Source organism: Mixta gaviniae (assembly GCF_002953195.1).
Classification (GTDB): domain Bacteria; phylum Pseudomonadota; class Gammaproteobacteria; order Enterobacterales; family Enterobacteriaceae; genus Mixta; species Mixta gaviniae.
Genome location: NZ_CP026377.1, coordinates 1,953,700 through 1,978,826 on the forward strand (window position 1 = coordinate 1,953,700; position 25,127 = coordinate 1,978,826).

Genomic DNA, 25,127 nt, shown 5'->3' on the forward strand with positions numbered 1-25,127 from the left:
TTTGCTCAGGCCGGGCGGTGCCCGGCCTGAAATGTCCCTTTGATGAGGAAACCTGTCCCGTCACCATCGATGCAAGGCATCGGCAGTCCATTCGATCAGCATCGGCTGTTGAGCGACAAATTCAGCTATTTTTCCCGGTACTTCTGGCTATTCCTGTAGGCTTTCACCAGTACCTGATGCAGTCGTCCAATGGTTAAATCAGTAATTACTGGCTCAGGGATGTCGCGTATCCAGCGGCAAAGTCGGCCCAGCCCTAAAAGATCCAGTCCCTCGCTTGAAAAAAGATATTCGTTCTCGCGAAGTTCAAACAGGGCCCGGAATCCATCCTCTTCCGTATGTAGCGCAACGCCAAAGGTGTTTTCGGCTTCTTCCAGAAGCTCTGCGCCGTCGTCGCCAGTAATGCCCATATCTTCCTCCAGACGAGTTTCGGCCTGTAAGGCCATGCGCCGTTCCCCTGAAAAGGTACGGACAAACTGAATGACCTCGTCCAGAGAGGGGCGCTGTTGATAAACAGGATTATCCGCATCGGCGGAGGCAGGGATGGGGGTGGCGTTCATCATCGACTTCCTGTGTCTGATTGCATTGCTACGTTATCCGGACTTGTTCCAGCTTAACAAGGATATTCCGTTTCTGAAGAAAGCAGAGCATACAAAAAAGCCTGAACGTTTGCTCAGGCTTTCTCGTGGAATAATGGCGGTGAGGGGGGGATGGACTCGCTTCGCTCGCCCTGCGGGCAGCCTGCGGCTGTCCAACCGGCTGCGCCGGTTGTCGAACCCGGCGGGGGTTCTCATTACCCCCTCATGAGTGCGATAGGCATACAAAAAAGCCTGAACTTTCGCTCAGGCTTTCTCGTGGAATAATGGCGGTGAGGGGGGATGGACTCGCTTCGCTCGCCCTGCGGGCAGCCTGCGGCTGTCCAACCGGCTGTGCCGGTTGTCGAACCCGGCGGGGGTTCTCATCGCCCCCTCGTGAGTGCGATAGGCATACAAAAAAGCCTGAACTTTCGCTCAGGCTTTCTCGTGGAATAATGGCGGTGAGGGGGGGATGGACTCGCTTCGCTCGCCCTGCGGGCAGCCTGCGGCTGTCCAACCGGCTGCGCCGGTTGTCGAACCCGGCGGGGGTTCTCATCACCCCCTCGTGAGTGCGATAGGCATACAAAAAAGCCTGAACTTTCGCTCAGGCTTTCTCGTGGAATAATGGCGGTGAGGGGGGGATTCGAACCCCCGATACGTTGCCGTATACACACTTTCCAGGCGTGCTCCTTCAGCCACTCGGACACCTCACCATATTGTTGTCAACAGGCACACTGCTGACCGGCGCTAATGTAGGGATTTTACCGCACCGCGTCAATCAACTTTCTGCGCTAAATGATGCGTTTAGTCAGTTTTAAACCACTTCGCCGTGAAAATAACCGAAAAGCAGCCAAAAAGTAGCGGATGCCTCAAATCAGACTGCACAACGCCAGCAGAAGATGCATACTGATGCGCTCGAAATGCTTAAAAATCACTGAGGTCAGCTTGAACAACGCAACGAAAGCGCAACCGCAGGGGATCCCCGCTGGATCCGGGGCGCTGTTTTTTATTCAGATCTTCGCGACGCTCGGCTTCGCCGTGCTTTATTCCACGCTGGTGCTGTACGCCACAAAACGTCTGGGCTTCAGTGAGGCGCAGGCCAACGCCACCATGGGCGTGTTCGGCGCGTTTAACTACGGCCTGCATCTGTTCGGCGGCTATCTGGGCGGGCGCTTTCTCAGCAACCGCAACCTGTTCGTACTGGGCATGGTTTTACAGGTGGTCGGCTGCTGGGTGCTGTCAGGGGAGAGCGCGCAGGGGCTTTACTGGGGGCTGGCGATGTTCCTCACCGGCAGTGGCCTTAACGTCACCTGCATCAATATGATGCTGACGCAGCGTTTCGCGCCGGACGATCAGCGCCGTGAAAGCGCCTTCCTCTGGAACTACGCCGGGATGAACCTGGGCTTTTTTATTGGCTTTACCGGCGCGGGCTACTTCCAGCTGGGCGAGCATTACCAGGCGCTGTTCCTGTTCGCTACCGTCGGCAATGCGCTGGCGATCGTCATCAGCCTGCTGCGCTGGAAAATTCTCGCGGATATTGATACGCCGCTGCTGCAGGCGAATCCGCGCCAGTTCCGCCTGCGGATGCTGGTAGGGCTGGCGGTGCTGGTGGTATTGGTGCCGGTGATCCGCATTATGCTGACCCATGCCGATTTCACCGGATCCTTCGTGATTGTACTGGGCGGCCTGATCTTTCTGCTGCTGTGCGTCACCACGCTGCGCCATCGTCCGCGCGACGAGCAGCGCCGCATGACCGCGTATCTGCTGCTGGCGCTCGGTTCGCTGGTGTTCTGGATGCTTTATCAGCTGGCGCCGATGGGGCTGATGCTGTTTGTCGAACACAATATCAATCTTAATGTCTGGGGCATCCGCGTCGCTCCGCAGTGGGTGCAGAATATCAATACGTTGGTGATCGTTATCGGCGGGCCACTGCTGGCGCTGGCCTTTAACCGCCTGCGTCAGCACGGCTGGCGCATCGATATTCCGCTACAGTTCGCCTGCTCGCTGTTCTGTATCGGGCTGGGAATGCTGGTGCTGCCGCTCGGCATTATGCTGGCCGGCGGCGATGGCATGGTGGCGTTTAAATGGATCTTCTTCAGCTACCTGCTGCAGAGCATCGGCGAGCTGCTGATTTCGCCGATCGGTTACGCAATGATCGGTAAGCTGGCGCCGACCCGCTATCAGGGCATTATGATGGGCTGCTGGATGATGGTGACCGGCGTGGCGTCGGTACTGGCGGGCTACGTTTCGGCGCTGATGCCGGAAAACAGCGGCAGCAGCGCCGTGCTGACCAATCCCGGTTACAGCCATATCTTCAGCCTGCTGGGCTGGGGCGCCGGCGCCGTCGGCCTGGTGATGCTCTGCCTGATGCCGTTGTTGCGCAGGCTGATCCAGCCCGTCGCGCCGCAGGCATAACCGGCCAACGCTCGCGCCGCCCGGCGCGAGCCTTATCTCAATTTTTTACTTGCCACCGCCTCCGTTTTCCCCGAGCCTTGGAGAAAATAACAACAAGGAGGCTCTATGGACATCATCTTCTGGCACCCCACCTTTAACCCGGAAAAATGGCGCGCGGGGCTGCAGCAGCGGCTGCCGCAGGCGCGCCTGCGGCCGTGGCGGCCCGACGATAACGCGCACGCCGATTATGCGCTGGTGCGTACCGCGCCGGTGGAGATGCTGCGCGGCCGCGCCGGCCTGAAAGCGATCTTCGCCATCGGCGCCGGCGTTGACGATATTCTCGGTCAGCTGCAGCAGCACCCCGACATGATTGATCCCGCCGTGCCGCTGTTCCGCCTGGAGGATACCGGCATGGGTCTGCAGATGCAGGAGTATGCGGTGCATACCGTGCTGGGCTGGTTCCGGCGCTTTGACGACTACCGGCGACAGCAGCAGCAGGCGCTCTGGCAGCCGCTGCCCAACTACCGGCGCGAAAACTTTACCGTTGGCATTCTCGGTGCAGGCGTGCTGGGGCTGAGCGTGGCGGAAAGCCTGAAGCCCTGGGGTTTCCCGCTGCGCTGCTGGAGCCGTTCGCCGAAACAGCTCGACGGTATTGAAAGCTTCCACGGCGAGGCACAGCTAAATGATTTTCTCGCCGGCACGCAGGTGTTGATCAATCTGTTGCCGAACACGCCGCAGACCGTCGGCATTATCGATCGTTCGCTGCTTGAACGTCTGAATGACGGCGCCTTTGTGATGAACCTGGCACGCGGCGCGCATGTGGTGGAAGAAGATCTGCTGGCGGCGCTCAACAGCGAGAAAATCAAGGGCGCAGCGCTGGATGTGTTCGTTAACGAGCCGCTGACGGCCGATCACCCGTTCTGGCATCATCCGCGCGTCACCTTAACCCCCCATAATGCCGCCGTTACCCTGCAAAGCGAGGCGATGGACTATATCGCCGATGCCATCCGCCAGCTGGAAGCGGGGCAGCAGCCGGAAGGGCGCGTCGATTTAACGCGCGGTTATTAACTGTCACGACGGCAGCGCGTCTGCCGTCTGTTTCCAGGGAGAAAAGCTGAATGTATCCTGTTGATCTGCATATGCACACCGTCGCCAGCACCCACGCTTACAGTACGCTGCATGACTATATCGCTGCCGCGAAGCAAAACGGCATCAAACTGTTCGCCATCACCGATCACGGCCCCGATATGGCCGATGCGCCGCACTATTGGCACTTTATCAATATGCACGTCTGGCCGCGCGTGGTGGACGGCGTCGGCATCCTGCGCGGCATCGAGGCGAATATCAAAAACAATGACGGCGAGATCGACTGCACCGGCCGCATGCTTGACGCGATGGATCTGGTGGTGGCGGGCTTTCATGAGCCGGTGTACGCGCCGCGCGATAAGGCCTCCCATACCGAGGCGATGATCGCCGCGATGGCCAGCGGCAACGTGCATATCATCAGTCATCCCGGCAACCCGAAATTCCCGGTCGATATTCCCGCCATTACCGCTGCCGCGGCGGAATATAACGTGGCGCTGGAGCTGAACAACTCCTCTTTTACCCATTCGCGTCCCGGCAGCGAACCTAACTGCCGCGCCATCGCCGAAGCGGTGCGCGACGCCGGTGGCCTGCTGGCGTTCGGCTCCGATTCTCACACCGCCTTTACCCTGGGGAATTTCGAACACTGCCTGCGAATTGCGCGCGAGGTGGATTTTCCTGAGGATCGCGTGTTAAATGTCACGCCGCGCCGCCTGCTCGATTTTCTGGAAATGCGGGGCGGGAAGCCTCTCGACGCCTTTGCTGACTTTTAAGGCGGCGTCATCACCTCTAAACGGACTGAAAGTAATGAATGAGTTTTCCATCATCTGCCGCGTGATCGGCTCGCTGTTTAATCGTCAGCCGCAGGATCCGCTGCTGGAGCCGCTGTTCACCCTGATCCGCGAAGGCAAGCTGCAGCAGCACTGGCCGCTGGAGCAGGATGAACTGCTGGCGCGCCTGCGTCAGCACTGCGAGCCGCAGGCGCTGGCGGCCGACTACAACGCGCTGTTCGTCGGTAGCGAATGCAAGGTGCCGCCGTACGGTTCGCAGTGGAAAGCGGGGCCGACCGAGGCGGATGCGCGCAGCTTTTTACAGCAGCGCGGTATGCCGCTGAGCGAAGCGCCTGCCGACAGCTTCGGCTCGCTGTTACTGGCGGCCTCCTGGCTGGAAGACCAGGCGCAGGAAGATGAGATCCAGGCGCAGATCGCGCTGTTCGATCAGCTGCTGCTGCCCTGGTGCGGCGCGTTCCTTGGTAAGGTAGAGGCGCACGCCGCCAGCGGTTTCTATCGCACACTGGCGGCCCTCAGCCGCGAAGCGCTACAGGCGATGCGCGAAGAGCTGGCCGAAGCGGAAGAGGAAGCGGATGGCAAGGCGGACGCCGACGACGAGGCCTGAGCCTCAGGGCGTCAGCCAGATCGGTTCGGCGGCGCCCAGCGGTCCGCCCGGCCGCGACCAGAGCAGCGGCGTGCCGGGCAGCCAGAAGGGCGGTTTCAGGCGGTAGCCAGGGCCGAGCCGGGTCAGCTCCAGGGTGTCACTTTCATCATGGGGCTGCGCCGGGCTGAGGCCGGTCGCCGCATTGCCCGCCGGATAAGGGTGCGAGGTCAACAGGTGCGCAGTGCGCGCCAGCGACAGCCGCGCCGTTACGCCGGTACGGCGGGCGATGCGCTGGCGCATACCTTCCAGTACGGCGGCGGCCATCAGATAGCCGGTGGCGTGATCCAGCGCCTGTACCGGCAGGGGATGCGGCGCTTCGCTGCCGCGCCAGCGCTGTCCTGCCTCGGCGATGCCACAGGCCATCTGCACCAGACTGTCGAAACCTCGCCGGTTGCGCCACGGCCCGCTCCAGCCCCAGGCATTCAGGCTGACGTCGATCAGGCCCGGCGCCAGCTGCTGTAAGCGCGCGCTGTCATAGCCCAGCTTCTCCAGCGCGTCAGCGCGATAGCCATGCACCAGAACATCGGTCTGCAGCAGCAGCCGTTCAAACCGTTGACGCCCCGCAGCGCTTTTCAAATCGAGACGCGCGCAGCGTTTGCCCTGCATCATCTCCTCTTCCAGCGCCGGCTCTTCCCAGCCGGGCGGATCGAGGCGCAGCACGTCGGCACCCAGCCCGGCGAGAAACCGCGTTGCCACCGGCCCGGCGATAACACGCGTCAAATCAAGCACCCGCACGTTCTGCAGCGGCCGCGCCTGTGGCAACGACCAGGCAGGCGGCGCGCTTTCCGCCTGCGGCTGCCAGGCGATCAGCGGCTCCAGCGCTACGCTTTTGCCCTGCGGATGCTGCCGCCAGGCGTCAAGGCTGCGCATCTCCGCCGCGCAGCCCCCTGCATCAACTACCGCCTGCTCCAGCGTCTGTTTTTGCCAGCCGGCTACCACCCGCGCCAGCGCCGCGCGGTCGGGCTGTTTGCCCAGCACGCGCTCCATCGCCTGACGGTGATGGGGCGCATTGGTATGCAGGCGGATCCAGCCGTCAGCGGTCTGGTAATCGCCGGCAAAGGCGTCCCAGGCGGGCGGCAGCGGACGGTTAACGGGTCGAAAGGTGTGCTGAAAGCAGCGCGAGGCGAGACGCACATCCAGCCGCAGTTTCGCCGTATTGCCGGTGAGCGCGGCCGTTGCCTGCGCGGCCAGCGCGATGCTGGCGGCGGCAAGCTCGCTGACCGGGTAAGCGGAGCAAAAGGCATCATGGCCCTGCCAGAGGATCTGAGGAACCGGCGTATGCTCGTCGCGTAAACCGTGCCAGAGCTGTTGCCAGAGCCGTACCGCCAGATTGGTATCCATCTTCTTCTCCCTCGCTACGTTGCTCTTTCACCTTAGCAACGGATGGCCTTTTTTTCCTGTTACGAACGGGGCGGCCGCCGCAGCGGAAAACGCGGAAAGCGAGCGTGCATACGCAGATTGCGAATATTGATCACCGCGATGGCGGTGCCGAAAATCACCAGCAGCGAGCCGACGATTTTAAACATATTCATGCTGTCGCCCAGCACCAGCACGCCCATAATCACCGCCAGCACCGGCGTCAGCAGCGAGTAGGGCATAATCAGGTTAACGTTATATTTTCTCAGCAGGGCGTACCACAGCGAATAGGCCACCACCGAGGAGGCGATAGCGCTGTAGAGAATGCCGAACCAGCCGCGCCACGAGGCGTGCAGCAGCGCCTCAACCTGATGCGATTCGGTCAGCCAGGAGGTGGCGCCGACAATCGGGATCGCCAGAAAAGAGAGCCAGCCGGTCATAGCGAGCGGCTTGATCGGCGGCGCCTTTTTCACGATCAGGTTGCTGATCGCCCAGCCGACGGCGCTGGTGAGCAGCAGCGCCAGCACCCACCAGCTGGGTATGGTCGGGCTGCCGGTCAGCACCGCGACGCCGCTCAGAGAGATGGCGATGCCGAACAGCTGAATAAAGGAGAGTGACTCTTTCAGCACCACCCACGCCAGCAGCATGGCGATCGGCGTGCCCAGCTGCACCACCACCGCGCCGGTGCCGGCATCGGTGTAGCGGATGCCGACAAACAGCAGCGAAAAGTGCATAAAGCCGAAGGTAAAAGCGAGCGCCGCCAGCCACGGCAGCTGGGCGCGGGTAATGCGCGTAAAGGGCACCAGCACCAGCGCCACCACCACAAAGCGCATGCAGGTCATAAATAGCGGCGGCAGATCGAGCAGCCCCCACTTTATGGCGACGTTATTAAATGCCCAAATCGATACCACCATCAACACCAGAAAAAAATGACGCAGCGCCACAGATCCCTCCTTATCGTCTGCCGTAACCCATTAATTATCATGACAGGTATTGGCCGACAGACAAGGGCCGCCGCGGCGCTTTTCTCCGGGCGGCGCGATGCGCGCCTTATCCTGCTGCTGCATGTAAGTCTCAGAAAAAGTTATGAGACAGCGCGAAAGGGAGATGCAATACTTTGCAGCCGACACGCCTCTTTCACGGAAAAAGGATTCGGTATGCCCTCTTCGCAGTTGCCTTTAGCGTTAATTCAGCTTGATATTCCCCCTGCGCCGGTGCGCGACCGTATCGGCGAGCAGGCGCGCTGGTTTATTGATGCCTTGCGCCTGACGCCGCATGACTATGTGATCTGCCGCCCCGACCTGGGCGAATCGCTGCCCGATTTCAGCGCGGTCAGCGGCGCGATCCTCAGCGGCTCCTGGGCGATGGTCACCGACCACGCCGAATGGAGCGAGCGCACCGCCGCCTGGGTACGCGCGGCGATGGAGCAGGCGCTGCCGCTGCTCGGCGTCTGCTACGGCCATCAGTTGATGGCTTATGCGCTCGGCGGTGAGGTTGGCGATAATCCGCACGGCTGGGAGCGGGGCGCGCTGCCGGTGGCGCTGCTGCCCGGCGCGCAGGGCGATCCCCTGTTGCAGGCGCTGCCCGCCACCTTCACCGCCTGGCTCTCCCATCGCCAGACAGTGCTGGCGCCGCCGCCGGGCGCGCGCGTGCTGGCGCGATCCGCCGCCGACGACTGTCAGATTGTGCGCTACGGCCCGCAGGCGCTGTCGGTGCAGTTTCATCCGGAATTCGATGCGCGCATCATGCAGGCTTGCCTTGCGGCGGGAAGTGATTTCGATCCGGCGGCGCAGCCCGCTACCGACAGCGCGCGTCTGATTCTGGAACGCTTCTGGCGCAGCCTGCCTCAGCGGGCGCGGATCAGCGCGTAAGGCGCTGAATCTTTTCGTCGCGCTCACACTTTTATCCTGTGGCGACTGACAAAGTCGCACAGCTCGGTCATGTTAATAAATGGTTGTTCATTTGTTAGCAGATTATCGCCACAGGAGAATGTGTATGCGTTACGCCTGGCCAGGATACCAAAATTCGCTGATTGCGCTGCAGCAGCGCTACGGCAACTATATCAACGGCGAGTTTGTACCGCCGCTTGAGGGACGCTATTTTACCAACACCTCGCCGGTGGACGGCTCGGTTATCGGCGAGTTCCCGCGCTCCGGCCAGCAGGATATCGAACAGGCGCTGGATGCCGCCCACGCCGCCGCCGAACGCTGGGGCAAAACCTCGGTACAGGCGCGTTCCCATCTGCTGCTGAAAATCGCCGATCGTCTGGAGCAGAATCTGGAGCGGATGGCGGTTAACGAAACCTGGGATAACGGCAAGCCGGTGCGCGAAACGCTGGCGGCCGATCTGCCGCTGGCGGTCGATCACTTCCGTTACTTCGCCGGCTGCATCCGCGCGCAGGAAGGCACCGCGGCGGAAATCGACGAACATACTGCCGCCTATCATATTCATGAGCCGCTGGGCGTGGTCGGGCAGATTATTCCGTGGAACTTCCCGCTGCTGATGGCGGCGTGGAAGCTGGCGCCGGCGCTGGCGGCGGGCAACTGTGTGGTGCTGAAACCCGCGGAGCAGACGCCGCTCTCGATTACGCTGTTCGCCGAACTGATGGGCGATATTTTGCCGCCGGGCGTGCTGAACGTGGTGCATGGCTATGGCCGCGAGGCGGGCGAAGCGCTGGCGAGCAACCCGCGCATTGCCAAAATCGCCTTTACCGGTTCGACCGCCACCGGCACCCATATTCTGGAGCTGGCAGCGAAAAACCTGATCCCCTCAACGGTGGAGCTGGGCGGCAAATCCCCGAATATCTTTTTCGAAGATATTATGCAGGCGGAGCCTTCCTTTATTGAAAAAGCGGCGGAAGGGGTGGTGTTGGGCTTCCTTAATCAGGGCGAAGTCTGCACCTGTCCGTCGCGCGCGCTGATTCAGGAATCGATCTACGAGCCTTTTATCGCGGCGGTGATGGCGCGGATGAAAACCATCCGGCGCGGCGACCCGCTCGATACCGATACCATGGTAGGCGCGCAGGCGTCGCAACAGCAGTTCGATAAAATCCTCTCCTATCTCGATATCGCGCAGAAAGAGGGCGCGGAGATCCTGGCCGGCGGCGGCGTCGAACAGAGCGAGGGCCAGCTGAAAAGCGGCTACTATATTCAGCCGACGCTGCTGAAGGGCCGCAACGATATGCGCGTGTTTCAGGAGGAGATTTTCGGCCCGGTGGTTGGCATCACCACCTTTAAGGATGAGGCGGAGGCGATCGCCATCGCCAATGATTCGATCTACGGTCTCGGCGCCGGCGTCTGGACGCGCGATATCAACCGCGCATGGCGTGTAGGCCGGGCGATCAAGGCGGGGCGCGTCTGGACCAACTGTTATCACCTCTATCCGGCGCACGCCGCGTTCGGCGGCTACAAGAAATCGGGCATCGGCCGTGAAACCCATAAAATGATGCTGGATCACTATCAGCAGACCAAAAACCTGCTGGTCAGCTACAGCATCGATCCGCTGGGCTTTTTCTGATTATCCGCAGCGGAACGGCTAAACGGGGCGACTGACGCCCCGTTTTTTTTTCCCTTTCTCCCGCCGTGCCTGGCGCCGCGCGGCGGGCGTTCTATGCTTAGCGTTCTGATACTGTAACGGAGCGGCGGCGATGAGCGTGGGAATTTTGCTGCTGGCGGCCGGGGAGAGCGCGCGTTACCGCGCCGCCTGCGGTCGCCATAAATTGCTGGAACCGATCGCGGGCGAGCCGATGCTGGCGCGCAGTTACCGCATCGCCCGGCAGAGCGATCTGCCGGTCGCGGTGGTGCTACGGCCGGAGCCACGGGCGCTGCGACGCTGTCTTGGCGGCGCGCGGCAGATCCTGCTCTCCAGCGACGGCATTGGCAGCTCTATCGCCGCCGGGGTACGCGCCACCGCGCACTGGGATGGCTGGCTGATTATGCTGGCGGATATGCCCTGGCTGCAGCCGCTGACGCTGCGTCAGGTGGCGCAGGCGCTTGCCGCGCATCCGCAGGCGCGCGCCTGCTGGCACGGGCAGCCGGGACATCCGGTCGGCTTCAGCCGCGATTGCTATGCGCAGCTGGCGGCGCTCTCAGGCGAAACGGCGGCGCGCGAGCTGCTGCGGCAGCGCGGCGTGCATCTGCTGGCGACGGAGGATGCGGGCGCGGTGCGCGATATCGATCTGCCCTCGATGTGGTCAAACGGAGAAACCTAATGCAGTCACTGGATCAGCAGGTTATCGCCTGCGCGCTGAAATGGCACCGTCAGGGCGCCGCCGTCTGGCTTTGCACCGTGCTGCACAGCTGGGGCTCCGCGCCGCGCGCGCCCGGTGCAATGCTGGTGGCAAACCCACAGGGGGCATTTTGCGGATCGCTTTCCGGCGGCTGCATCGAAGATGATTTTCTGGCGCGCCTGCAGCAGGGTGCCTTTCTGCGCGACAGCCAGCTGGCGCGTTACGGCGAAGGCGGGCTGGATGCGACGGTGCGCCTGCCGTGCGGCGGCGTGCTGGAGGTGCTGGTGGAGCGCCTGCCCGCCGACGCGGCGACGCTGGCGCACCTTGAGCTGCTGCAGCGGGCGCTGGCGGGCGGCGACCGTCTGATCAAACAGGTGATTATCGGCCAGCGCGCCCGGCTGGAGACCGCCCGCGACGATGGCCCGCGCACGCTGCATTACGATTGTGACAGCGTTTCACTGCCGATAGGCAGCGTGCCGACGCTGCTGCTGGCGGGTTATTCTACCGTCGCCGGCGAATGTCTGCGGCTGGCGCTGATGCTGGGCATGCAGGTTGTCGTTTGCGAACATCGCGATGCCTTCTGGCAACAGCTGCAGACGCACCACCCTGAACAACCGGCGCTGCGCTGCGTCAATCAGCATCCGGCACGCTATCTGGAGCTGCACGGCGCCACGGCGCAAACGGCGGTTATCTGCGCCACTCACGATCCGCGCGTTGACGATCTCGCGCTGCTGGAGGCGGTGAACACGCCCGCTTTTTATCTCGGCGCGATGGGATCGGCCAGCAACAGCCAGCAGCGGCTGGCGCGGCTGCGGCGCATCGGCGAGCTGGATGAGGGCAGCCTGCGGCGTATTCATGCGCCGGTCGGCCTGCCGATCGGCAGCAAAACCCCGACTGAAATCGCGCTGGCGATCATGGCGGATATCGTACGGGTAAAAAACGGACGCACCTTAGCGGCTACGGCCTAATATCTGTAGCCCTTTTCGACGTCTGCGGAAACACGATCAACAGGTGATGTAAGAGACGTTGCGCCAGCAGCGTCAGGAGACGGCAGCCATTGCCGACCGCGCGCCTCAGTCGGGCGGCCAGAAGGCCTGCGTCTGGCTGGCAGAGCAGATAAAAGCGAGGCGCGAAGGCGGAAAAAGCGGAAAAAAGCGACGCCTTATCTCAGGATCTGGCGCAGCGGCCCGATATTACTATTATTAGTAAGGATGCATTTTCACCGGAGGATAATGATGTCATTAAGCCGCAGTCTGCCCGACGAACGTGATGAAACGCTGGATGCCCTGGAGGAGAGCCTGATTGCGGTAAATTTACCGGGACGGCAGCCGCTGTATTTCAGCGACAGGGAGCCCGCTCCCGCCATGATGAGCGACCACTACGGCGCGCTGCGCGATCCGCTGTATGACTCTGACGAGCGCGTTATCTGGCGCTAGTAAATTTCGCCACGCAGGCTGGCATTTCGGATGCCGCCTGCGGGCGACGCTGAATGACGCGCCAGGGCGGTGTTTAGCGGACGGCGCTTGCGAATAGCGCTTTCCTCTGCGAGTGGCTACCGGGCGATGTTCTGTTCGCCGCAATAAAAAAGCGATCCATATCGGGATCGCTTTTTGTAGGGTGAACAGGCTGCGCGTTGGCGCAGCCGTCCTGCCGTCAGGCGTGTGCGGTTTTGAAAATCGACACGCTGCGGGTGAGGTGAGAAGCCTGATCTTCCAGCGACGCGGCGGCGGCGGCGGCCTGTTCGACCAGCGCGGCGTTCTGCTGCGTCACTTCGTCCATCTGCGCGACCGCCAGACCCACATGCTCAATGCCGTTAGCCTGCTCGTCAGACGCTGTAGAGATCTCATTCATGATCTCCGACACGCGCTGAATTGAGGTGACGATATCTTTCATCGTGGTGCCGGCATCGGCCACCAGGTCGGTGCCCTCCGTTACGCGCTCGGTTGACTGATGGATCAAGCCTTTAATCTCTTTCGCCGCCGTGGCGCTACGCTGCGCCAGTGCGCGCACTTCGCTGGCGACCACCGCGAAACCGCGGCCCTGTTCGCCGGCGCGCGCCGCCTCAACCGCCGCGTTCAGCGCGAGGATATTGGTCTGGAAAGCGATACCTTCAATGGTGCCGATGATATCAACAATATGCTGCGAGCTTTCCGCAATCGCCGACATGGTGGTGACCACCTGACCGACCACGTTGCCGCCGCGCAGCGCCACCTGCGACGCATCGCTGGCCAGCGAACTGGCGTGCTGTGCGTTTGAGGTGTTCTGGCGCACGGTCGCGGTAAGCTGCTCCATGCTGGCGGAGGTCTCTTCCAGCGATGCCGCCTGCTGCTCGGTGCGGCTGGAGAGATCGATGTTGCCGGTGGCAACCTCTTTCGCAGCGTTATCGATAGAGGAGGCCGCATTCTGGATATCGGAAACCACGCGGGTAAGCTGGGACTGCATCGACGCCAGCGCGCCGATCAGCACGCCGGTTTCATCGCGGGAATCCGCGACCAGCCGGGTGGTCAAATCGCCGGTGGCGATCGCCTGCGCCGCGTTCACCGCGCGCTGCAGCGGGGCGGTAATGGCGCGCGTCAGCAGGTAGCCCAGGCTAATCGCAATCGCCAGCCCGATCAGGGAGCCGAGGATCAGGGTCAGCGTGGTCTGCGCGGTGGTTGATGCGACCGCTTCCTGACGCTTCACCAGCAGGCCCTGTTCTTCGCCCGCCATCTCGCCGATGATTGCCCGCATGCCGTCCATCTGCGCTTTGCCGGTATTGGCTTCAAAAGCGCTGATAAAGGCGTCGTGCGACAGGGTGCCCGCAGTGACCGCGCGACGGTTTTCCAGCAGGCGCGCGGCGAAAGCCTCTTTCCAGTTCTGCTGCTGCTGCAGCAGACGCGCCAGGCGATCCTGCTGCACCGGGTTGTCGGAGGTCAGCTGTTTCGCTTTTTCCAGATGCGCCATAAAGCTTTTCTGCCCCAGATTGAACGGCTGGAGCATCTCTTCTTTACCGTTGAGCGCATAGCCACGCAGGCCGGTTTCCATATTGACCAGGCTTTCCACCAGGCCGCGACTTTCGTCGATCACCTGATAAGTATGCACGTTCCAGTCATTCGCTTTCACGATACGTGAAAAATTATTATAGAAAGTGGCACAGATAATCAGCATTACTGCGACGACTGCACCAAAAGCGAGAATGAATTTTCGCCTGATACTTAAGTTTTTAAACATAATGAATCACCTGCGTGTTGTATGTGGATCCCGTCATCTGTCCAGGGGATGCGTGGATATCGGCGCTGGCAGGAAAACCTTTAGCCCGGCGTAAGTAAGTTGCCGTCGGCGGCGCAGAAAAGCGGCAGGCAGGCGGGATGCCGGCGGCGCAGAAAAGGGCAGGCAGGCGGGACGCCGGTGGCAGGAGGCGTAAACAGAGGATGGGGTTCAGCCAGCTTCGTATTGCATGCGCGGAAAGGTGGCCGCCAGATGATCGATAAACGCCCTGACGGCGGGCGGCAGGCCGCGACGCGTGGTAAAAACCAGATGCACGGTGCCGGCCTGCGCGCGCCACGGACGGAAAACCTGTACCAGCTCGCCGCGGCTGAGCTGAGCGGCGCAGCTGTGGTCCGGCAGCAGGGCGATGCCCAGCCCGCTTGCCGCCGCCGCGCGCACTGCCAGAAAGTCACCGCAGCTCATGCGCGGTTCATGGCCGATTGAGAGGCGCTGCCCCTGAGGCGTTTCCAGCTGCCAGATAATTTCGCCCGGCTCATCGCTGGTGCCGAGGGTGGGCCACTGGCCCAGTGTGTTGATATCATCTTTCAGGCGCGCGGCAAGCTGCGGGCTGGCGACCAGAATGCGGTGCGAAATCCCCAGGGTACGCATAATCAAATCGGCGTCGCTGGTCAGCTCGGTGCGCACCCGGAGGGCGATATCAATGCGCTCGCTAATTAAATCTACCGGACGATCGAGCGCGATAATCTGCAGCTTAACCTGCGGGTAGCGCGTCAGAAAGGCGGGCAGGCTGGGCTGAATGACCTCAACCAGCCCGGTCGGACAGCTAAAGCGCACGCGGCCATGCGGCTCCGCCTTCGCCTCCGCCACGATCGCTTCAGCCAGTTCCGCATCCAGCAACAGGATGCGGCAGCGCTCATAAAACGCCTGACCCACCTCCGTTACCCGAAACCGTCGGCTGGTGCGCTCGATCAAGCGCATCCCGAGCCGATCTTCCAGCGCGGAAATGCGCCGGCTGAGGCGCGACTTCGGCACACCCAGCGCCCGGCTCGCCGCTGCAAAGCCGCCGTGGGAAATAATCTGCGCAAACCAGTAGTAATCGTTAAAGTCTGCCCGCATTGTCGTTCTCCTTGTAGAACGCTGCATCTTAATTTTGCCGTCTGTTGCCTTCATCGTTGCACAGATATGCTTTTTCTCAAGACGAAAGGTCGTCATCACGGGAGAAAAGATTATGAACGGCAAATTCAGCAACAAAGTGGTTATCGTTACCGGCGGCACCAGCGGCATTGGTCTGGCAACGGCGAAAGCTTTTGCGCAGCAGGGGGCGGCGCTGTTTATTACTGGCCGACGTCAGCAGGCGCTGGACGCCGCCGTACGCGAGATCGGCGGGCAGGTGACCGGCGTGCGCGCCGATATGAGCCGGCTGGAGGATATCGACCGCCTGTATGACGCGGTGCAGCAGCAGCACGGTCAGATCGACGTGGTGTTCGCTAACGCTGGCGGAGGAGAGTTCGCACCACTGGGCGCCATCAGCGAGGCGCATTTCGACAGCGCCTTCAATACCAATGTGAAGGGCGTGCTGTTTACCGTGCAGAAAGCGCTGCCGCTGCTGCGCGATGGCGGCGCGGTAGTGCTGACCGCGTCCACCACCAGCATCTCCGGCACCCCCGCCTTCAGCGTCTACTCCGCCACCAAGGCTGCGGTGCGCAGCTTCGCCCGCAGCTGGATACTCGATCTGAAGGAGCGTCATATCCGCGTTAATGTCGTCAGCCCCGGCGTTACTGAAACCGCCGGGCTGAATGAGCTGTTCGGCAGCGGCGAGCAGGCGGAGGCGGTGAAATCCTCCTTTATCAGCCAAATCCCGGCGGGGCGGGTGGGGCAGCCGCCGGAGATCGCCAGTGCGGTGCTGTTTCTGGCATCAGAAGAGGCGAGCTTTATTAATGGCGTTGAACTGTTTGTCGACGGTGGCATGACGCAGATTTAAGCAAGCAGAAACAGGCGCTAAACGGAAGCGGGTAAAAAGCACAACGATATGAACAGAGATTTATTTTAATCGCGGCGGCCGCTCTTTTATTATGTGCCGGTTTATTCGCCTGCGCGCCGCATCAGGGCACGCAGGCTATCTGCCGTTATGGATATGTCATTGCTTAAAAGGATTTGAGGCATGAACACTTTCACGCTGGCCGTTTTATTCCCGGCCCTGCTGACCAGCGGTGCGGCGCTGGCCGCACATCACACTTTTTCTTTAGGCTATGCGCAGAGCGATGTAAAAAACGCTAAGCACATCGGCGGTTTGCACCTGCGTTATCGCTATGAGGGCGGTTTTCCGCTCAGCCCGATCGCCACCTTTAGCTGGCAGGAGGGGAGCAGCAGCAGCGCTGGCGGGGCGGATAAGCTCAACAGCCTGCTGGGCGTCAACACCACCCGCAGCGAGAGCGACATTAAGTATTACTCCCTGCTGGCGGGGCCAGCCTGGCGCATTAACCGGTGGGTCTCGTTTTATGCGCTTGCCGGGATTGCGCGTACTGACTTTTCCGGTAGTACCCTGCTGGCGTTCAGCGGCAGCCGCGTGGAGCGATACCGGTTCTCCTCGCAAGAGAGCGCATTTGCCTGGGGCGCCGGCGTGGATATCAATCCGCGCGACTATCTGACCTTTAATCTGGGCTATGAAGCCGCTGATGCAACGGCGGGCGACAGGCTTCGTATCAGCGGCGTGAATCTGGGCGTGGGTTATCGCTTTTAACTATCCTGCGATCCGGACTGTCAGGCCGCTGATGCAAAGGCGGGCAATTCTCTCCGTACCGGCGGCGGCCTTTTGTCTGGCACGCGCCGGGTTACGGCTATTTTACCGATTGGCTTTTCCGCTATTGCTGCGCAAAAAAACGGCAGTACAATAACCCGACGCGCTGTTATTCTCCTCCTCCCTGACTGCAGGCCTTCATGATTTCAATAAAAACCCTTTGCGTGAGCTTTCTTTGCATCATTGTGCTTTCCCTTATCGCCAGCCTCGCGCAGGCGCGGCATCAGCGGGAAGCGAAGCAGCAGGAGGGCTGGTGGTCCGCCCGACGTGATTCCGCCGGCATGGCGCCCGATGCGCGCCAGTATGCCGGGCAGGCGATTGTGCAGGTTTACGCCGCGCCAACCTGGGGCTGGAAAGGAGCGGTGGCGGTGCATCCCTGGATCATTTTTAAACGCGCCGGCGAAACGGACTATACCCGTTACGAGGTGATTAGCTGGGGTGAGGGCGTGAAAGTGCGGCGCAATCGCAACGCGCCGGATGGTTACTGGTACGGCGCGAAGCCGCGTCTGCTGGTGGAGCATCGCGGCGCCGGGGCGGAAGCGATGATCCCGCAGATTGAAGCGGCGATCGCCTCCTATCCGTGGCCGGATACCTACCGCGCCTGGCCTGGCCCCAACAGCAATACCTTTATCGCGCATATCGGGCGCGAGGTGCCGGCGCTGAAGCTGGATATGCCCGCTAACGCGGTGGGTAAAGACTTTCGTTCGCTGCTGAATCCGGTTGGCCTGCCGCCTTCGGGGCGCGGCGTACAGGTTTCGGTGTTGGGCGTCGCCGGCGTGACGTTGGGGGCAGAAGAGGGGTTTGAACTCAACGTGCTGGGGCTGAACCTGGGGCTGGATTTTACGCCGCTGCGCTTACGGCTGCCATTTATCGGCGGGCTGGGACGCGATAATCTGCAGAAAAACGCGCCGGCCAGCCCGGAGTAATGGCGCAGCTTCAGGCGAGGCGATAAAAAAATCCACGCGTCTGCGTGGATTTTACGGCGGTAGCGTTTTTATGACATCAGGCCTTCATAAAGCCGCCGAGACCCGTCAGGCATAATGCCTCTGCTGCTGCGCAGAGCGGCGATGCGATGTGGCTATACCGGCCGATCTGGTATTGCGGGGAGGTGGCTCTTATGCCCGACAGAACAACAGAGGCTACTCATTGCCCCATCGATTGAGGAACTCAGCAATCTCATCGATGCGCTGCGGACTGATTCCGGCTTCGTCGGCCATCTCCTGCTGCGCCTGTTCGCTGATTTCCTCATTGTTCATTAAACGTGTGATCAGCAGCTGAAAATAGCGCGCCAGCGGCTCCCGCTCTGTTTCAGAGACCGGTTGCTCGGACTCGGTCGTATACTCATCCACGATATCATAATATTTCAGCGGTACTTCATTGCTCATAACTCGTCTCCAGGGGGATGCCTGCGTCAGTTGCGGACGGCGTCGTCAGTCTGGCCGCAAAGGCGTTATCACTATTCTTCCATGAACGGGCCAAACATAAAATCTTAATGAACCGCGCTGCAGAACTTTTTATGCCGGGGCGGTCCGTTCTGCTTCAAAAATTAGCGGCTCCCGTTGACGCGTGCAGGGGCGGGGCTGGCGCTGATTTTGAGGTAATGCTTCAACGCCAGGGGGCGCGAAACGCCACGCGGATCCCCTGTGAACGGAAGCTTTATAAAGGGTGTCGAAGGTATTTCAATCCTCCATGTGGTATCGCCGATAAAGCTGAACTCAACTGCATTTGGCAGTATGTGCAGGTCAGAAAACGATCCTGTCAGGTATGCGCCACCCAGCGTTAGTATCTCTTTCACACCCTCATCCAGATCGAGCAGCGCTATTTTGAGCGCTTCTTCATAGGGAGCGTCATCAGTAAGAAATAACAGCAGCCGTTTATCGTCCACCTGAACAGCCGCTTCTACCACCTGTACAGGAACCATGATGCCCGTACCTTTTTCAGCGATGAGGACTTCATATTTCCCCATGGCTGTCGGCGTTGGTTCTTCCCTGAGTTGAAGTGTAACGTTGTCTGGCAGCTTAAACATAGTTAGTCCCTGAACCCGCTGATTTCCCATGCGGCAATCGCACCGCCAACAAAAGCACCAATAAACACGCATACCGTGGCGCCCGAGGCGCATATCAATCTTGCTAACGTTCCTCAGCCCCAGGCGCCTGCAATTCCAGCGCGACTGAAGAGGGGTTACCGTTGGGCCTCGGGAACGCTCTTCTCAGCCTCATAACGCTGATAAGACTACCGCCGGTAAAAGGAGTACCAATCCGCCTCCGGCATCATACAGGTCCTTCCCCGCGCTGTTCATTTCCGGATCGCATTACCGCAGTAAAGATTCTGCTCACCTCTCTCAAACAGATCTCTGCGCTTCCAGGCGGCCTGATAGCCTCTGGCAAACCTGAAAGCGGGAAGAGACCGGAACAAAAGGGTATAAAGGAGTACCAAAGATACCATTACCCCAATAATGCTGACCAGGACTGATACCGCCTGTAGCGTCAGTAAGAAATGGTGCTGCTGCGCCAGATAAAGAGGCAGGTTACCGATCGACTCAGGGAATAGGCTGGCAACAAATATCATCATAAACAGGCTAATAAAAAACAAGATGAAACAGAGGAGACGAGCGCCTTTCTGCAATCTGACTTCGCCATCCTCTTTACAGATAAAAAGACCCGGCAATGATAAAAATACGGAGAGATCTTTGTCGTTGGCGCGGATATTGTTTTTATACGTATAGTAAAACAGATTTTTCATAAACTGCGGACTGTATTTGATCCCATACGCCTGCATCTGGCTTTGAATTGCATAATCATCAAGAAATTCGCCGCTACGCTTATACAACAGGGAAAATAGCCGGGCTCTATCGGCAGCAGATAACCGACTAAAAATGGTGAAAAGCTGGAATTTAGGGAGATAGTTAAGCAGATAAGTGAGTAAAGCTACGCATACAGCACTAATTATCTTTACTGTGGAATCGGATAACGTCATTACTTTCTCCTTTATCATTTATCAGGTCGTTCGTTCAATGGTGATGACTGGGGCGCTGGAGAAACCGGTACTCTGTTTCCTTGCGTTGAGAGAGTCGAGTCCAGGCTCGTGGCGTAGATTTGTCATCACAGTCAGAAAAGTGTGTTTAAAACCACGTAAACAGGGCGGGAATCTGCATTATTTGTGACAGGCGCAACCCGAAGGTGAACCCCATCGCTATTAATAGTGTAACGCGAAGGGCACGCATATTTCATATTGGTAATCGGTAAGTCGTAGGTTTGGTCATCACCGGAAAACAGTTCAGGCCTGGCGTAAACGCGAACGCTATCTTCAAGCGTGGTAAGCTTGTCGGCTGTCATAAACAACGGTAACGGGCAGCTGACTTTTGTCTCTTTTGTGGGAAGGCCGAATGCGCTCTTTATTCCACGCAATTAGCTGTATATAAAACGCTGAATGCGTGCCCGGTCCCTGAACATAAGAGTGTGTGAAGAAAGCATTTTTATCGGGAGATAATTAAGGGGGATGGCGTGATGGTATATGCAGGTTTCAAGAGCAAAGATTTGTTCGCCTTTTGCGTCAGATATTTTGAACTGATAGTGAGTCTGATAAACACCGATATAGGCTGGATACGCATACGTCTACAGGACACATCCACTCAGCGTAGCAGCAATCGCACACTTATGAACGCACCCGAACAACATTTTAGCAGCACAGTGTTTATCCCTATTATATGAAACGTATTCAGGTTAGTGCGGCCCCGTGATGGTTCACAGGGTGGCACTCGTTTGAACCATAAAGCTCCGGTATTGCGCTTGCCGCATAGCGAATGTTCTGACCTAGCCTTCTTTACTGGAAACAGACCGCCATAGAGCGGTTCATCTCCGCTTAGCGATTAATCTGGCAAGAAGCCTGACGCAATAGCTGCTTCTGCACCAGGCGCAGCGGGTAGCCCCGGAAATTAGAGGTATTCAGCAAAGATGCTTTCTTATGATTGTAAGAGATAAATGAGGAGGTAGTGCAGCAAGAAATTTCTAATGCATTATTTTACGAGGATCATATTTTTTTAAGTGAAAAAACAGAGGCGCACTTTATCGCTTTCGCTAAAGGGATTAAGATTAATCTTTATTACTGCATAATGGACATGGGGTATGGCATCAGGAAGCGTATGCATTTGGGGAGTTACCGGCCATCGGCGTATCCCGTCACCTACCTCACTGCTAAAGGAGATGTTAGAGCAGGGCGAGGCGCTGCTGAAGACGCGACAACAGATAATCGGCCTGACGCCGCTGGCAGAAGGCGCGGATCGCATTTTTGCCGAAGCGCTTAATCAGCTCGCTATTCCTTATCAGGTTCCTCTGCCTCTGGCGCAGCAAAATTATGAAAAAGATTTCCCCGCCACCCTTGATGAGTTTCATCGACTGCTGAACCGCGCCGAACGTATTTTTACTCTGCCGGTTTGCCCATGGCTAACGGAAAGAGAGGTGGCAGTGCCGGGCGAGGCGCGCAATATGCAATATTTAAGCGTCGGCGCTTATCTGGCCAATCAGTGCGATGTACTTTTTTCTGCCTGGGATGGCCAGCCTGCTCGCGGTTTGGGCGGCACCGCACACATAACCGCGCTTTTCCAGAATTTCTCATTATTAAAAGCTCAGGTAACGCCTGAACAGTATCGTTACTTTACACGCTTAGGCCAGCGTACCGACGCAATTAACCGGACGCTTATTCGACTTCACATGGAATAACGGCATGAACTTATTAAATTCAGCGCTAAAGCGAGTTTTTGCGCTGCATACGCACTATGTCAAAAAGCAGTCAAAGAAACATCGCCATAGCGAGCCTTGCGAAGCGCCCGTACTAATTTCTGAACAGTGGCAGAGTCTGACATGGCATGAGGAACGGGCGGGGCACTTCAGTAGTCTGTTTCGTGGCGGCGTGCTGATGAGCTATCTGCTGGGTTTTCTGGCGGTGGTATTTGCCGTTATTCCTGTTTCCGGATTGATTTCCGAAGCAGGGCTGCATCATTACGGCTTTATTTTTGTGCTGTTGGAACTGGCAGCGATTACCATTATTATTGCCATCTACCTCTCCGGCATGGAGGGGAAAAGTGAGCGTCAGGGGCAATTCCTGTTTCAGAACTGGAAAGGGAACTGGCAGCGTCATCGTACTATCTGTGAGATCCTACGGTATCAGGACGCCATTGCCTGGATCCGACCGGATGAGGTGATCAAAAAATATAATATCCCGGTTAGCGTCCTTACGCTGACGCCGATCGCAGCGCAAGATATCTATGCGCAGCTGGAAACCCAGGTGGATAAGCAGGTTGAATATAATCACAACCGCGCCGTTGAAAATCATTTTATTCAGCATCGTCTGCATCAGGTAGCGAAATACAGTTTCGTGCTGACGCTGATTTGCTGCCTGGCGCACTTTTTTGTCCATTCAGCGCTGCTCTCCGCTCTCTCCGCCATTTTACCTGCCCTTGGCTCCTGTTGCCACGGTATCGCTTCCACGGCGGAGTATGAGAAAATTGGTCAGCAATGCCAGCAGACCGGACAACAGCTGACTGATTTCAAAAAACATTTTCAGACCAATCGAGAGTCGCTGCTGGTAGATGACAGCGCGCTACGTCAGCAGGTCAGACGCTTCCTCGATATCGTACTGGACGATCGTGATAAGTGGTACATCTTCACCAGCTCCAGCAAATTACCGCTCTGATCACCTGAAAGCGCCTGTGAAAGCAGGCGCCCGTTTCCCTTTAATGAAAGAGACTGACATGTCATCGCGCATTTTTATTAGTCACTCATCCCGGGATCGGGATATGGCCTATCGCCTGATCGCCGATCTGGAAAGACGCGGCATTCCTTGCTGGATCAGCTCACGTGACATTGAACCCGGCGAGGATTATCAAAAATCTATCGTCGACGCGCTGGAAAGCGCGCCGGCAATGGTGCTGTTGTTCAGCGATCATGCGAATAATTCAAAAGAAATTCCACGCGAGATGGCGATTGCCAGCGGTAAAAGCAAGCCGGTCATCCCCGTGCGTATTGAGGATGTGGTGCCCAGGGATGCGCTGGCATACAGCCTGACCAATGCGCAGTTCCTCGATCTGTTCGCCAACTTCGATGACACGATGAGCCGGCTGGCAGATAAGCTACAGCGACAGATTCTGGCGAGCCAACTGGAGCTAAACCAGCAGCCCCCGGCATCGGCACCAGCACCGGCCTCTGCCTCTGCAGCCTTCCGGTCTGTATCAGGGCAGAGCGCCGCAAAAACGGCCGCGCCAGCCGCGCCGAGTAAGGCGGGCTCACGTAAAGGCATTTATATCGGTGCCGGTGCGGCGGTGCTGCTGGTTTGCATCGGCGGCGCGGCGTTTACGTTTAATTCAGAACACGCTACTGCACCGGCACGTCAGCAGGCGGCTGCGGTAACCGCCTCACCAGCGCGTACCGTCGCCCCCGCTCCGGAGAAAAGCGCAGAGCCGCCAGCCGTCAAACAGACCGCACGGGCAGATTCCGCTCCATCCATACCACCCGCAGGTAGCCTGGATGAGCTGGTGGCGCAGGTGCGTCAGCTCTCCCCAGGCAATCGCAGTGAAGCGTTGCAGACCAGCCCGTTACTGGAGCAGCAGAAGCTGTCGCCCACGCAGATGACTACACTATTATCCGGCAGCGTTAACAGCGCCAGAGCGGGCTTGATTAGCAACCTGGTTGAGTATGTTCAGCGTCCGGTCACCACCGAGGATGCGTTAAAAATGCTCAACGGCACCGGCGACAGCTGGGCCGCCGGCGTGGAAAGCCTGCAAACGGCATTGCCGGAGGCCTTAAGCGATAAAGAGGTGCTGGCGTTGCTGGGCAATACCACCAACAGCCGTCGCGCATCGCTGCTGGCGAAACTGTCGGGCGGTGCGAAAGCCCCTTTCGAGATCGGGACAGTGACCGCCATGCTGCGCCCCACTGGCGACAGCCGCAGTAGCGCGCTGCGAAGCATTATCGATCTTCTGCCGCATCCGCTGCCGGAAAGCGCCTTTGATCCCCTGCTGCAAACCATCAGGAACAGCAGCCGTGCGGGAGTGATTGAAGCATTGCAGCCCGCACTGGCCTCTTCCGTTTCGCTGGATGGCGCGCTGGCTCTGTTGCAGGGCACCGGTGACAGCTGGATTAGCGCTCTGACGACACTGGCTCCAAAGCTGCCTGAAAACATGACGCCTGCCGATGCGACGCGGCTGTTAGGGGCCTCTGCTAACAGCAGCCGGGTGCGGGGAGTAGAGGCCATTGCACCACATATCGCTTCTGGCCTGAAGGGTGGCGATCTGGTTTCCGTGCTGCGCGGCAGCGCCGATTCCTGGTACAGCGGTCTGGTGTTGCTGATACCGCATCTGGCTCCGGGGCAAGATATCGATTCGCTGATTGCGCTATCAGGCCCTACTAAAGACAGCACCCGCGCCCGCGCCATTGAGGCGTTGGCTAACGTGCTGCCGCAGACATTATCGGTCGACGAGGCGTTAAAACTTCTTAATGGAACCGGCGATAGCCGCTTCACGGCGGCACAGGTGTTACTGCCGCACCTTTCACGTCTGAACCAGCATGATTTTGATGCGATCGCGGCGGGAATGAGTAATTCTCAGCGGCAAAGATTGTTGGGGCGTTAAAATGGAAAAGATCGGGGTCACAGGCTCCGGTCTTTTTTATTGGTGAGAGTAAAAAGTTATTTATTATTGTGATGCTAATAACTAATTAAAATAACAAGGTTTTGAGGGATAGGGCTACGCTACTAAATAATCAGCTGTCTGCTAAGCGAGTCGCTAACATCGAGCTGCTCGATATCGAACAGGAACTGGATAGTCTGCCGCGTCTGCAGTGTATCGAGGCGCCTGTGGCGCTCCCGGAAACACCCTGAAAGGGAGGTGGCAGATAGAAGGTTATGCCGCGTATGGCTGAAAGGCAGCGCAAACAAGATATTCAGCCGTATTCAGAATAACGGCGAGGTCGCCTGCCAGAACCTGACGACTATCGGGTTAATGGGAATTCTGACGAAGTTACAGTAAACCTCAAGCATAAGGTGTTTAACCCCGCAGCGTATA

Annotated in this window: 24 protein-coding genes and 1 tRNA gene; 16 read left to right on the top strand and 9 right to left on the bottom strand. The window is 58.9% G+C overall.

What is annotated here, in order from left to right; genetic code table 11:
• Positions 1–125: 125 nt before the first annotated feature.
• Positions 126–560: a hypothetical protein gene (locus C2E15_RS09150; RefSeq protein ID WP_342747484.1), complete on the bottom strand. Its 435-nt coding sequence runs from the start codon at positions 558–560 to the stop codon at positions 126–128.
• On the opposite strand from C2E15_RS09150, the gene C2E15_RS21335 reads away from it, so the two are divergent.
• Positions 541–804 (top strand): hypothetical protein, encoded by a 264-nt coding sequence (locus tag C2E15_RS21335; RefSeq protein WP_146108541.1) that lies wholly within the window; start codon positions 541–543, stop codon positions 802–804. The two genes, C2E15_RS09150 and C2E15_RS21335, sit on opposite strands and share 20 nt — an antisense overlap.
• Positions 805–1,197: 393 nt before the next feature.
• On the opposite strand, the gene C2E15_RS09155 is transcribed toward C2E15_RS21335, so the two are convergent.
• Positions 1,198–1,285 (bottom strand) — tRNA-Ser (locus tag C2E15_RS09155).
• Between the two features lie 232 nt (positions 1,286–1,517).
• Here C2E15_RS09155 and C2E15_RS09160 point away from each other — a divergent pair.
• From C2E15_RS09160 to C2E15_RS09175, 4 genes are all read left to right on the top strand, one after another.
• Complete coding sequence (locus C2E15_RS09160) at positions 1,518–2,987, top strand: peptide MFS transporter (RefSeq protein WP_425438034.1); 1,470 nt, start codon at positions 1,518–1,520, stop codon at positions 2,985–2,987.
• Positions 2,988–3,092: 105 nt separating this feature from the next.
• Positions 3,093–4,034, top strand: coding sequence for a glyoxylate/hydroxypyruvate reductase GhrA (gene ghrA, locus C2E15_RS09165; RefSeq protein WP_104957091.1), 942 nt, complete (start codon positions 3,093–3,095; stop codon positions 4,032–4,034).
• 50 nt (positions 4,035–4,084) lie between these two features.
• Positions 4,085–4,822, top strand: a complete 738-nt coding sequence (locus C2E15_RS09170; protein WP_104957092.1) for a phosphatase — start codon at positions 4,085–4,087, stop codon at positions 4,820–4,822.
• Positions 4,823–4,856: 34 nt separating this feature from the next.
• Positions 4,857–5,444, top strand: a complete 588-nt coding sequence (locus tag C2E15_RS09175; RefSeq protein ID WP_104957093.1) for a TorD/DmsD family molecular chaperone — start codon at positions 4,857–4,859, stop codon at positions 5,442–5,444.
• Positions 5,445–5,447: 3 nt separating this feature from the next.
• Here the strand turns inward: C2E15_RS09175 and C2E15_RS09180 are convergent, their stop codons facing one another.
• Both C2E15_RS09180 and C2E15_RS09185 read right to left on the bottom strand, forming a co-directional pair.
• Entirely contained in the window at positions 5,448–6,824 is a 1,377-nt protein-coding gene (locus C2E15_RS09180; RefSeq protein ID WP_104957094.1) for a CoA transferase, read from the bottom strand.
• A 59-nt stretch (positions 6,825–6,883) separates the two neighbouring features.
• Positions 6,884–7,783 carry a DMT family transporter gene (locus tag C2E15_RS09185; RefSeq protein ID WP_104957095.1) on the bottom strand — a complete coding sequence of 300 codons (900 nt, stop codon included), beginning with the start codon at positions 7,781–7,783 and terminating at the stop codon, positions 6,884–6,886.
• Between the two features lie 213 nt (positions 7,784–7,996).
• Between C2E15_RS09185 and C2E15_RS09190 the strand changes: the two genes are divergently transcribed.
• From C2E15_RS09190 to C2E15_RS09210, 5 genes are all read left to right on the top strand, one after another.
• Positions 7,997–8,710: a glutamine amidotransferase gene (locus C2E15_RS09190; protein WP_104957096.1), complete on the top strand. Its 714-nt coding sequence runs from the start codon at positions 7,997–7,999 to the stop codon at positions 8,708–8,710.
• A 124-nt stretch (positions 8,711–8,834) separates the two neighbouring features.
• Positions 8,835–10,355 carry an acetaldehyde dehydrogenase ExaC gene (gene exaC, locus C2E15_RS09195; protein WP_104957097.1) on the top strand — a complete coding sequence of 507 codons (1,521 nt, stop codon included), beginning with the start codon at positions 8,835–8,837 and terminating at the stop codon, positions 10,353–10,355.
• A gap of 130 nt (positions 10,356–10,485) precedes the next feature.
• Positions 10,486–11,049, top strand: a complete 564-nt coding sequence (locus tag C2E15_RS09200) for a nucleotidyltransferase family protein (protein WP_104957098.1) — start codon at positions 10,486–10,488, stop codon at positions 11,047–11,049.
• Positions 11,049–12,035, top strand: a complete 987-nt coding sequence (locus C2E15_RS09205) for an XdhC family protein (RefSeq protein ID WP_104957099.1) — start codon at positions 11,049–11,051, stop codon at positions 12,033–12,035. Before C2E15_RS09200 ends, C2E15_RS09205 begins: the two co-directional genes overlap by 1 nt.
• A 264-nt stretch (positions 12,036–12,299) precedes the next feature.
• Positions 12,300–12,503 carry a hypothetical protein gene (locus tag C2E15_RS09210; RefSeq protein WP_128861319.1) on the top strand — a complete coding sequence of 68 codons (204 nt, stop codon included), beginning with the start codon at positions 12,300–12,302 and terminating at the stop codon, positions 12,501–12,503.
• A 217-nt stretch (positions 12,504–12,720) separates the two neighbouring features.
• Here C2E15_RS09210 and C2E15_RS09215 read toward each other — a convergent pair whose 3' ends face one another.
• Positions 12,721–14,277 carry a methyl-accepting chemotaxis protein gene (locus C2E15_RS09215; protein ID WP_104957101.1) on the bottom strand — a complete coding sequence of 519 codons (1,557 nt, stop codon included), beginning with the start codon at positions 14,275–14,277 and terminating at the stop codon, positions 12,721–12,723.
• A 207-nt stretch (positions 14,278–14,484) separates the two neighbouring features.
• On the bottom strand, positions 14,485–15,390 hold the full coding sequence (locus tag C2E15_RS09220) for a LysR substrate-binding domain-containing protein (RefSeq protein WP_104957102.1): 906 nt from the start codon (positions 15,388–15,390) through the stop codon (positions 14,485–14,487).
• A 112-nt stretch (positions 15,391–15,502) separates the two neighbouring features.
• On the opposite strand from C2E15_RS09220, the gene C2E15_RS09225 reads away from it, so the two are divergent.
• The 3 genes from C2E15_RS09225 (at position 15,503) to C2E15_RS09235 (ending at position 17,997) form a co-directional block, all read left to right on the top strand.
• On the top strand, positions 15,503–16,255 hold the full coding sequence (locus tag C2E15_RS09225; protein WP_104957103.1) for an SDR family NAD(P)-dependent oxidoreductase: 753 nt from the start codon (positions 15,503–15,505) through the stop codon (positions 16,253–16,255).
• 180 nt (positions 16,256–16,435) lie between these two features.
• Positions 16,436–17,014 (top strand): Ail/Lom family outer membrane beta-barrel protein, encoded by a 579-nt coding sequence (locus C2E15_RS09230; protein WP_104957104.1) that lies wholly within the window; start codon positions 16,436–16,438, stop codon positions 17,012–17,014.
• 197 nt (positions 17,015–17,211) lie between these two features.
• On the top strand, positions 17,212–17,997 hold the full coding sequence (locus C2E15_RS09235) for a DUF3750 domain-containing protein (protein ID WP_104957105.1): 786 nt from the start codon (positions 17,212–17,214) through the stop codon (positions 17,995–17,997).
• Positions 17,998–18,210: 213 nt separating this feature from the next.
• On the opposite strand, the gene C2E15_RS09240 is transcribed toward C2E15_RS09235, so the two are convergent.
• The 3 genes from C2E15_RS09240 to C2E15_RS09250 all read right to left on the bottom strand — a co-directional run bounded on the left by C2E15_RS09240 (position 18,211) and on the right by C2E15_RS09250 (position 20,047).
• Positions 18,211–18,456, bottom strand: a complete 246-nt coding sequence (locus C2E15_RS09240; RefSeq protein ID WP_104957106.1) for a YmjA family protein — start codon at positions 18,454–18,456, stop codon at positions 18,211–18,213.
• Positions 18,457–18,617: 161 nt separating this feature from the next.
• Positions 18,618–19,097, bottom strand: a complete 480-nt coding sequence (locus tag C2E15_RS09245) for a hypothetical protein (RefSeq protein WP_245912371.1) — start codon at positions 19,095–19,097, stop codon at positions 18,618–18,620.
• Between the two features lie 269 nt (positions 19,098–19,366).
• Positions 19,367–20,047: a hypothetical protein gene (locus tag C2E15_RS09250; RefSeq protein ID WP_104957107.1), complete on the bottom strand. Its 681-nt coding sequence runs from the start codon at positions 20,045–20,047 to the stop codon at positions 19,367–19,369.
• Between the two features lie 1,226 nt (positions 20,048–21,273).
• Here C2E15_RS09250 and C2E15_RS09255 point away from each other — a divergent pair.
• The 3 genes from C2E15_RS09255 to C2E15_RS09265 are packed head-to-tail and all read left to right on the top strand — an operon-like array spanning position 21,274 to position 24,695.
• Positions 21,274–21,789 (top strand): hypothetical protein, encoded by a 516-nt coding sequence (locus C2E15_RS09255; protein ID WP_104957108.1) that lies wholly within the window; start codon positions 21,274–21,276, stop codon positions 21,787–21,789.
• A 4-nt stretch (positions 21,790–21,793) separates the two neighbouring features.
• Positions 21,794–22,762: a hypothetical protein gene (locus C2E15_RS09260; protein ID WP_104957109.1), complete on the top strand. Its 969-nt coding sequence runs from the start codon at positions 21,794–21,796 to the stop codon at positions 22,760–22,762.
• 58 nt (positions 22,763–22,820) lie between these two features.
• A complete protein-coding gene (locus C2E15_RS09265) occupies positions 22,821–24,695 on the top strand; it encodes a TIR domain-containing protein (RefSeq protein WP_281257542.1) in 1,875 nt (624 codons plus the stop codon).
• Positions 24,696–25,127: the final 432 nt, after the last annotated feature.

Coding starts and splice junctions, on each gene's coding strand:
- C2E15_RS21335 (WP_146108541.1), top strand. CDS start 541: ATGGGGGTGGCGTTCATCATCGACTTCCTGTGTCTGATTGCATTGCTA.
- C2E15_RS09150 (WP_342747484.1), bottom strand. CDS start 560: ATGATGAACGCCACCCCCATCCCTGCCTCCGCCGATGCGGATAATCCT.
- ghrA (WP_104957091.1), top strand. CDS start 3,093: ATGGACATCATCTTCTGGCACCCCACCTTTAACCCGGAAAAATGGCGC.
- C2E15_RS09170 (WP_104957092.1), top strand. CDS start 4,085: ATGTATCCTGTTGATCTGCATATGCACACCGTCGCCAGCACCCACGCT.
- C2E15_RS09175 (WP_104957093.1), top strand. CDS start 4,857: ATGAATGAGTTTTCCATCATCTGCCGCGTGATCGGCTCGCTGTTTAAT.
- C2E15_RS09180 (WP_104957094.1), bottom strand. CDS start 6,824: ATGGATACCAATCTGGCGGTACGGCTCTGGCAACAGCTCTGGCACGGT.
- C2E15_RS09190 (WP_104957096.1), top strand. CDS start 7,997: ATGCCCTCTTCGCAGTTGCCTTTAGCGTTAATTCAGCTTGATATTCCC.
- exaC (WP_104957097.1), top strand. CDS start 8,835: ATGCGTTACGCCTGGCCAGGATACCAAAATTCGCTGATTGCGCTGCAG.
- C2E15_RS09200 (WP_104957098.1), top strand. CDS start 10,486: ATGAGCGTGGGAATTTTGCTGCTGGCGGCCGGGGAGAGCGCGCGTTAC.
- C2E15_RS09205 (WP_104957099.1), top strand. CDS start 11,049: ATGCAGTCACTGGATCAGCAGGTTATCGCCTGCGCGCTGAAATGGCAC.
- C2E15_RS09210 (WP_128861319.1), top strand. CDS start 12,300: ATGATGTCATTAAGCCGCAGTCTGCCCGACGAACGTGATGAAACGCTG.
- C2E15_RS09215 (WP_104957101.1), bottom strand. CDS start 14,277: ATGTTTAAAAACTTAAGTATCAGGCGAAAATTCATTCTCGCTTTTGGT.
- C2E15_RS09220 (WP_104957102.1), bottom strand. CDS start 15,390: ATGCGGGCAGACTTTAACGATTACTACTGGTTTGCGCAGATTATTTCC.
- C2E15_RS09225 (WP_104957103.1), top strand. CDS start 15,503: ATGAACGGCAAATTCAGCAACAAAGTGGTTATCGTTACCGGCGGCACC.
- C2E15_RS09230 (WP_104957104.1), top strand. CDS start 16,436: ATGAACACTTTCACGCTGGCCGTTTTATTCCCGGCCCTGCTGACCAGC.
- C2E15_RS09235 (WP_104957105.1), top strand. CDS start 17,212: ATGATTTCAATAAAAACCCTTTGCGTGAGCTTTCTTTGCATCATTGTG.
- C2E15_RS09240 (WP_104957106.1), bottom strand. CDS start 18,456: ATGAGCAATGAAGTACCGCTGAAATATTATGATATCGTGGATGAGTAT.
- C2E15_RS09245 (WP_245912371.1), bottom strand. CDS start 19,097: ATGTTTAAGCTGCCAGACAACGTTACACTTCAACTCAGGGAAGAACCA.
- C2E15_RS09250 (WP_104957107.1), bottom strand. CDS start 20,047: ATGACGTTATCCGATTCCACAGTAAAGATAATTAGTGCTGTATGCGTA.
- C2E15_RS09255 (WP_104957108.1), top strand. CDS start 21,274: ATGTTAGAGCAGGGCGAGGCGCTGCTGAAGACGCGACAACAGATAATC.
- C2E15_RS09260 (WP_104957109.1), top strand. CDS start 21,794: ATGAACTTATTAAATTCAGCGCTAAAGCGAGTTTTTGCGCTGCATACG.
- C2E15_RS09265 (WP_281257542.1), top strand. CDS start 22,821: ATGTCATCGCGCATTTTTATTAGTCACTCATCCCGGGATCGGGATATG.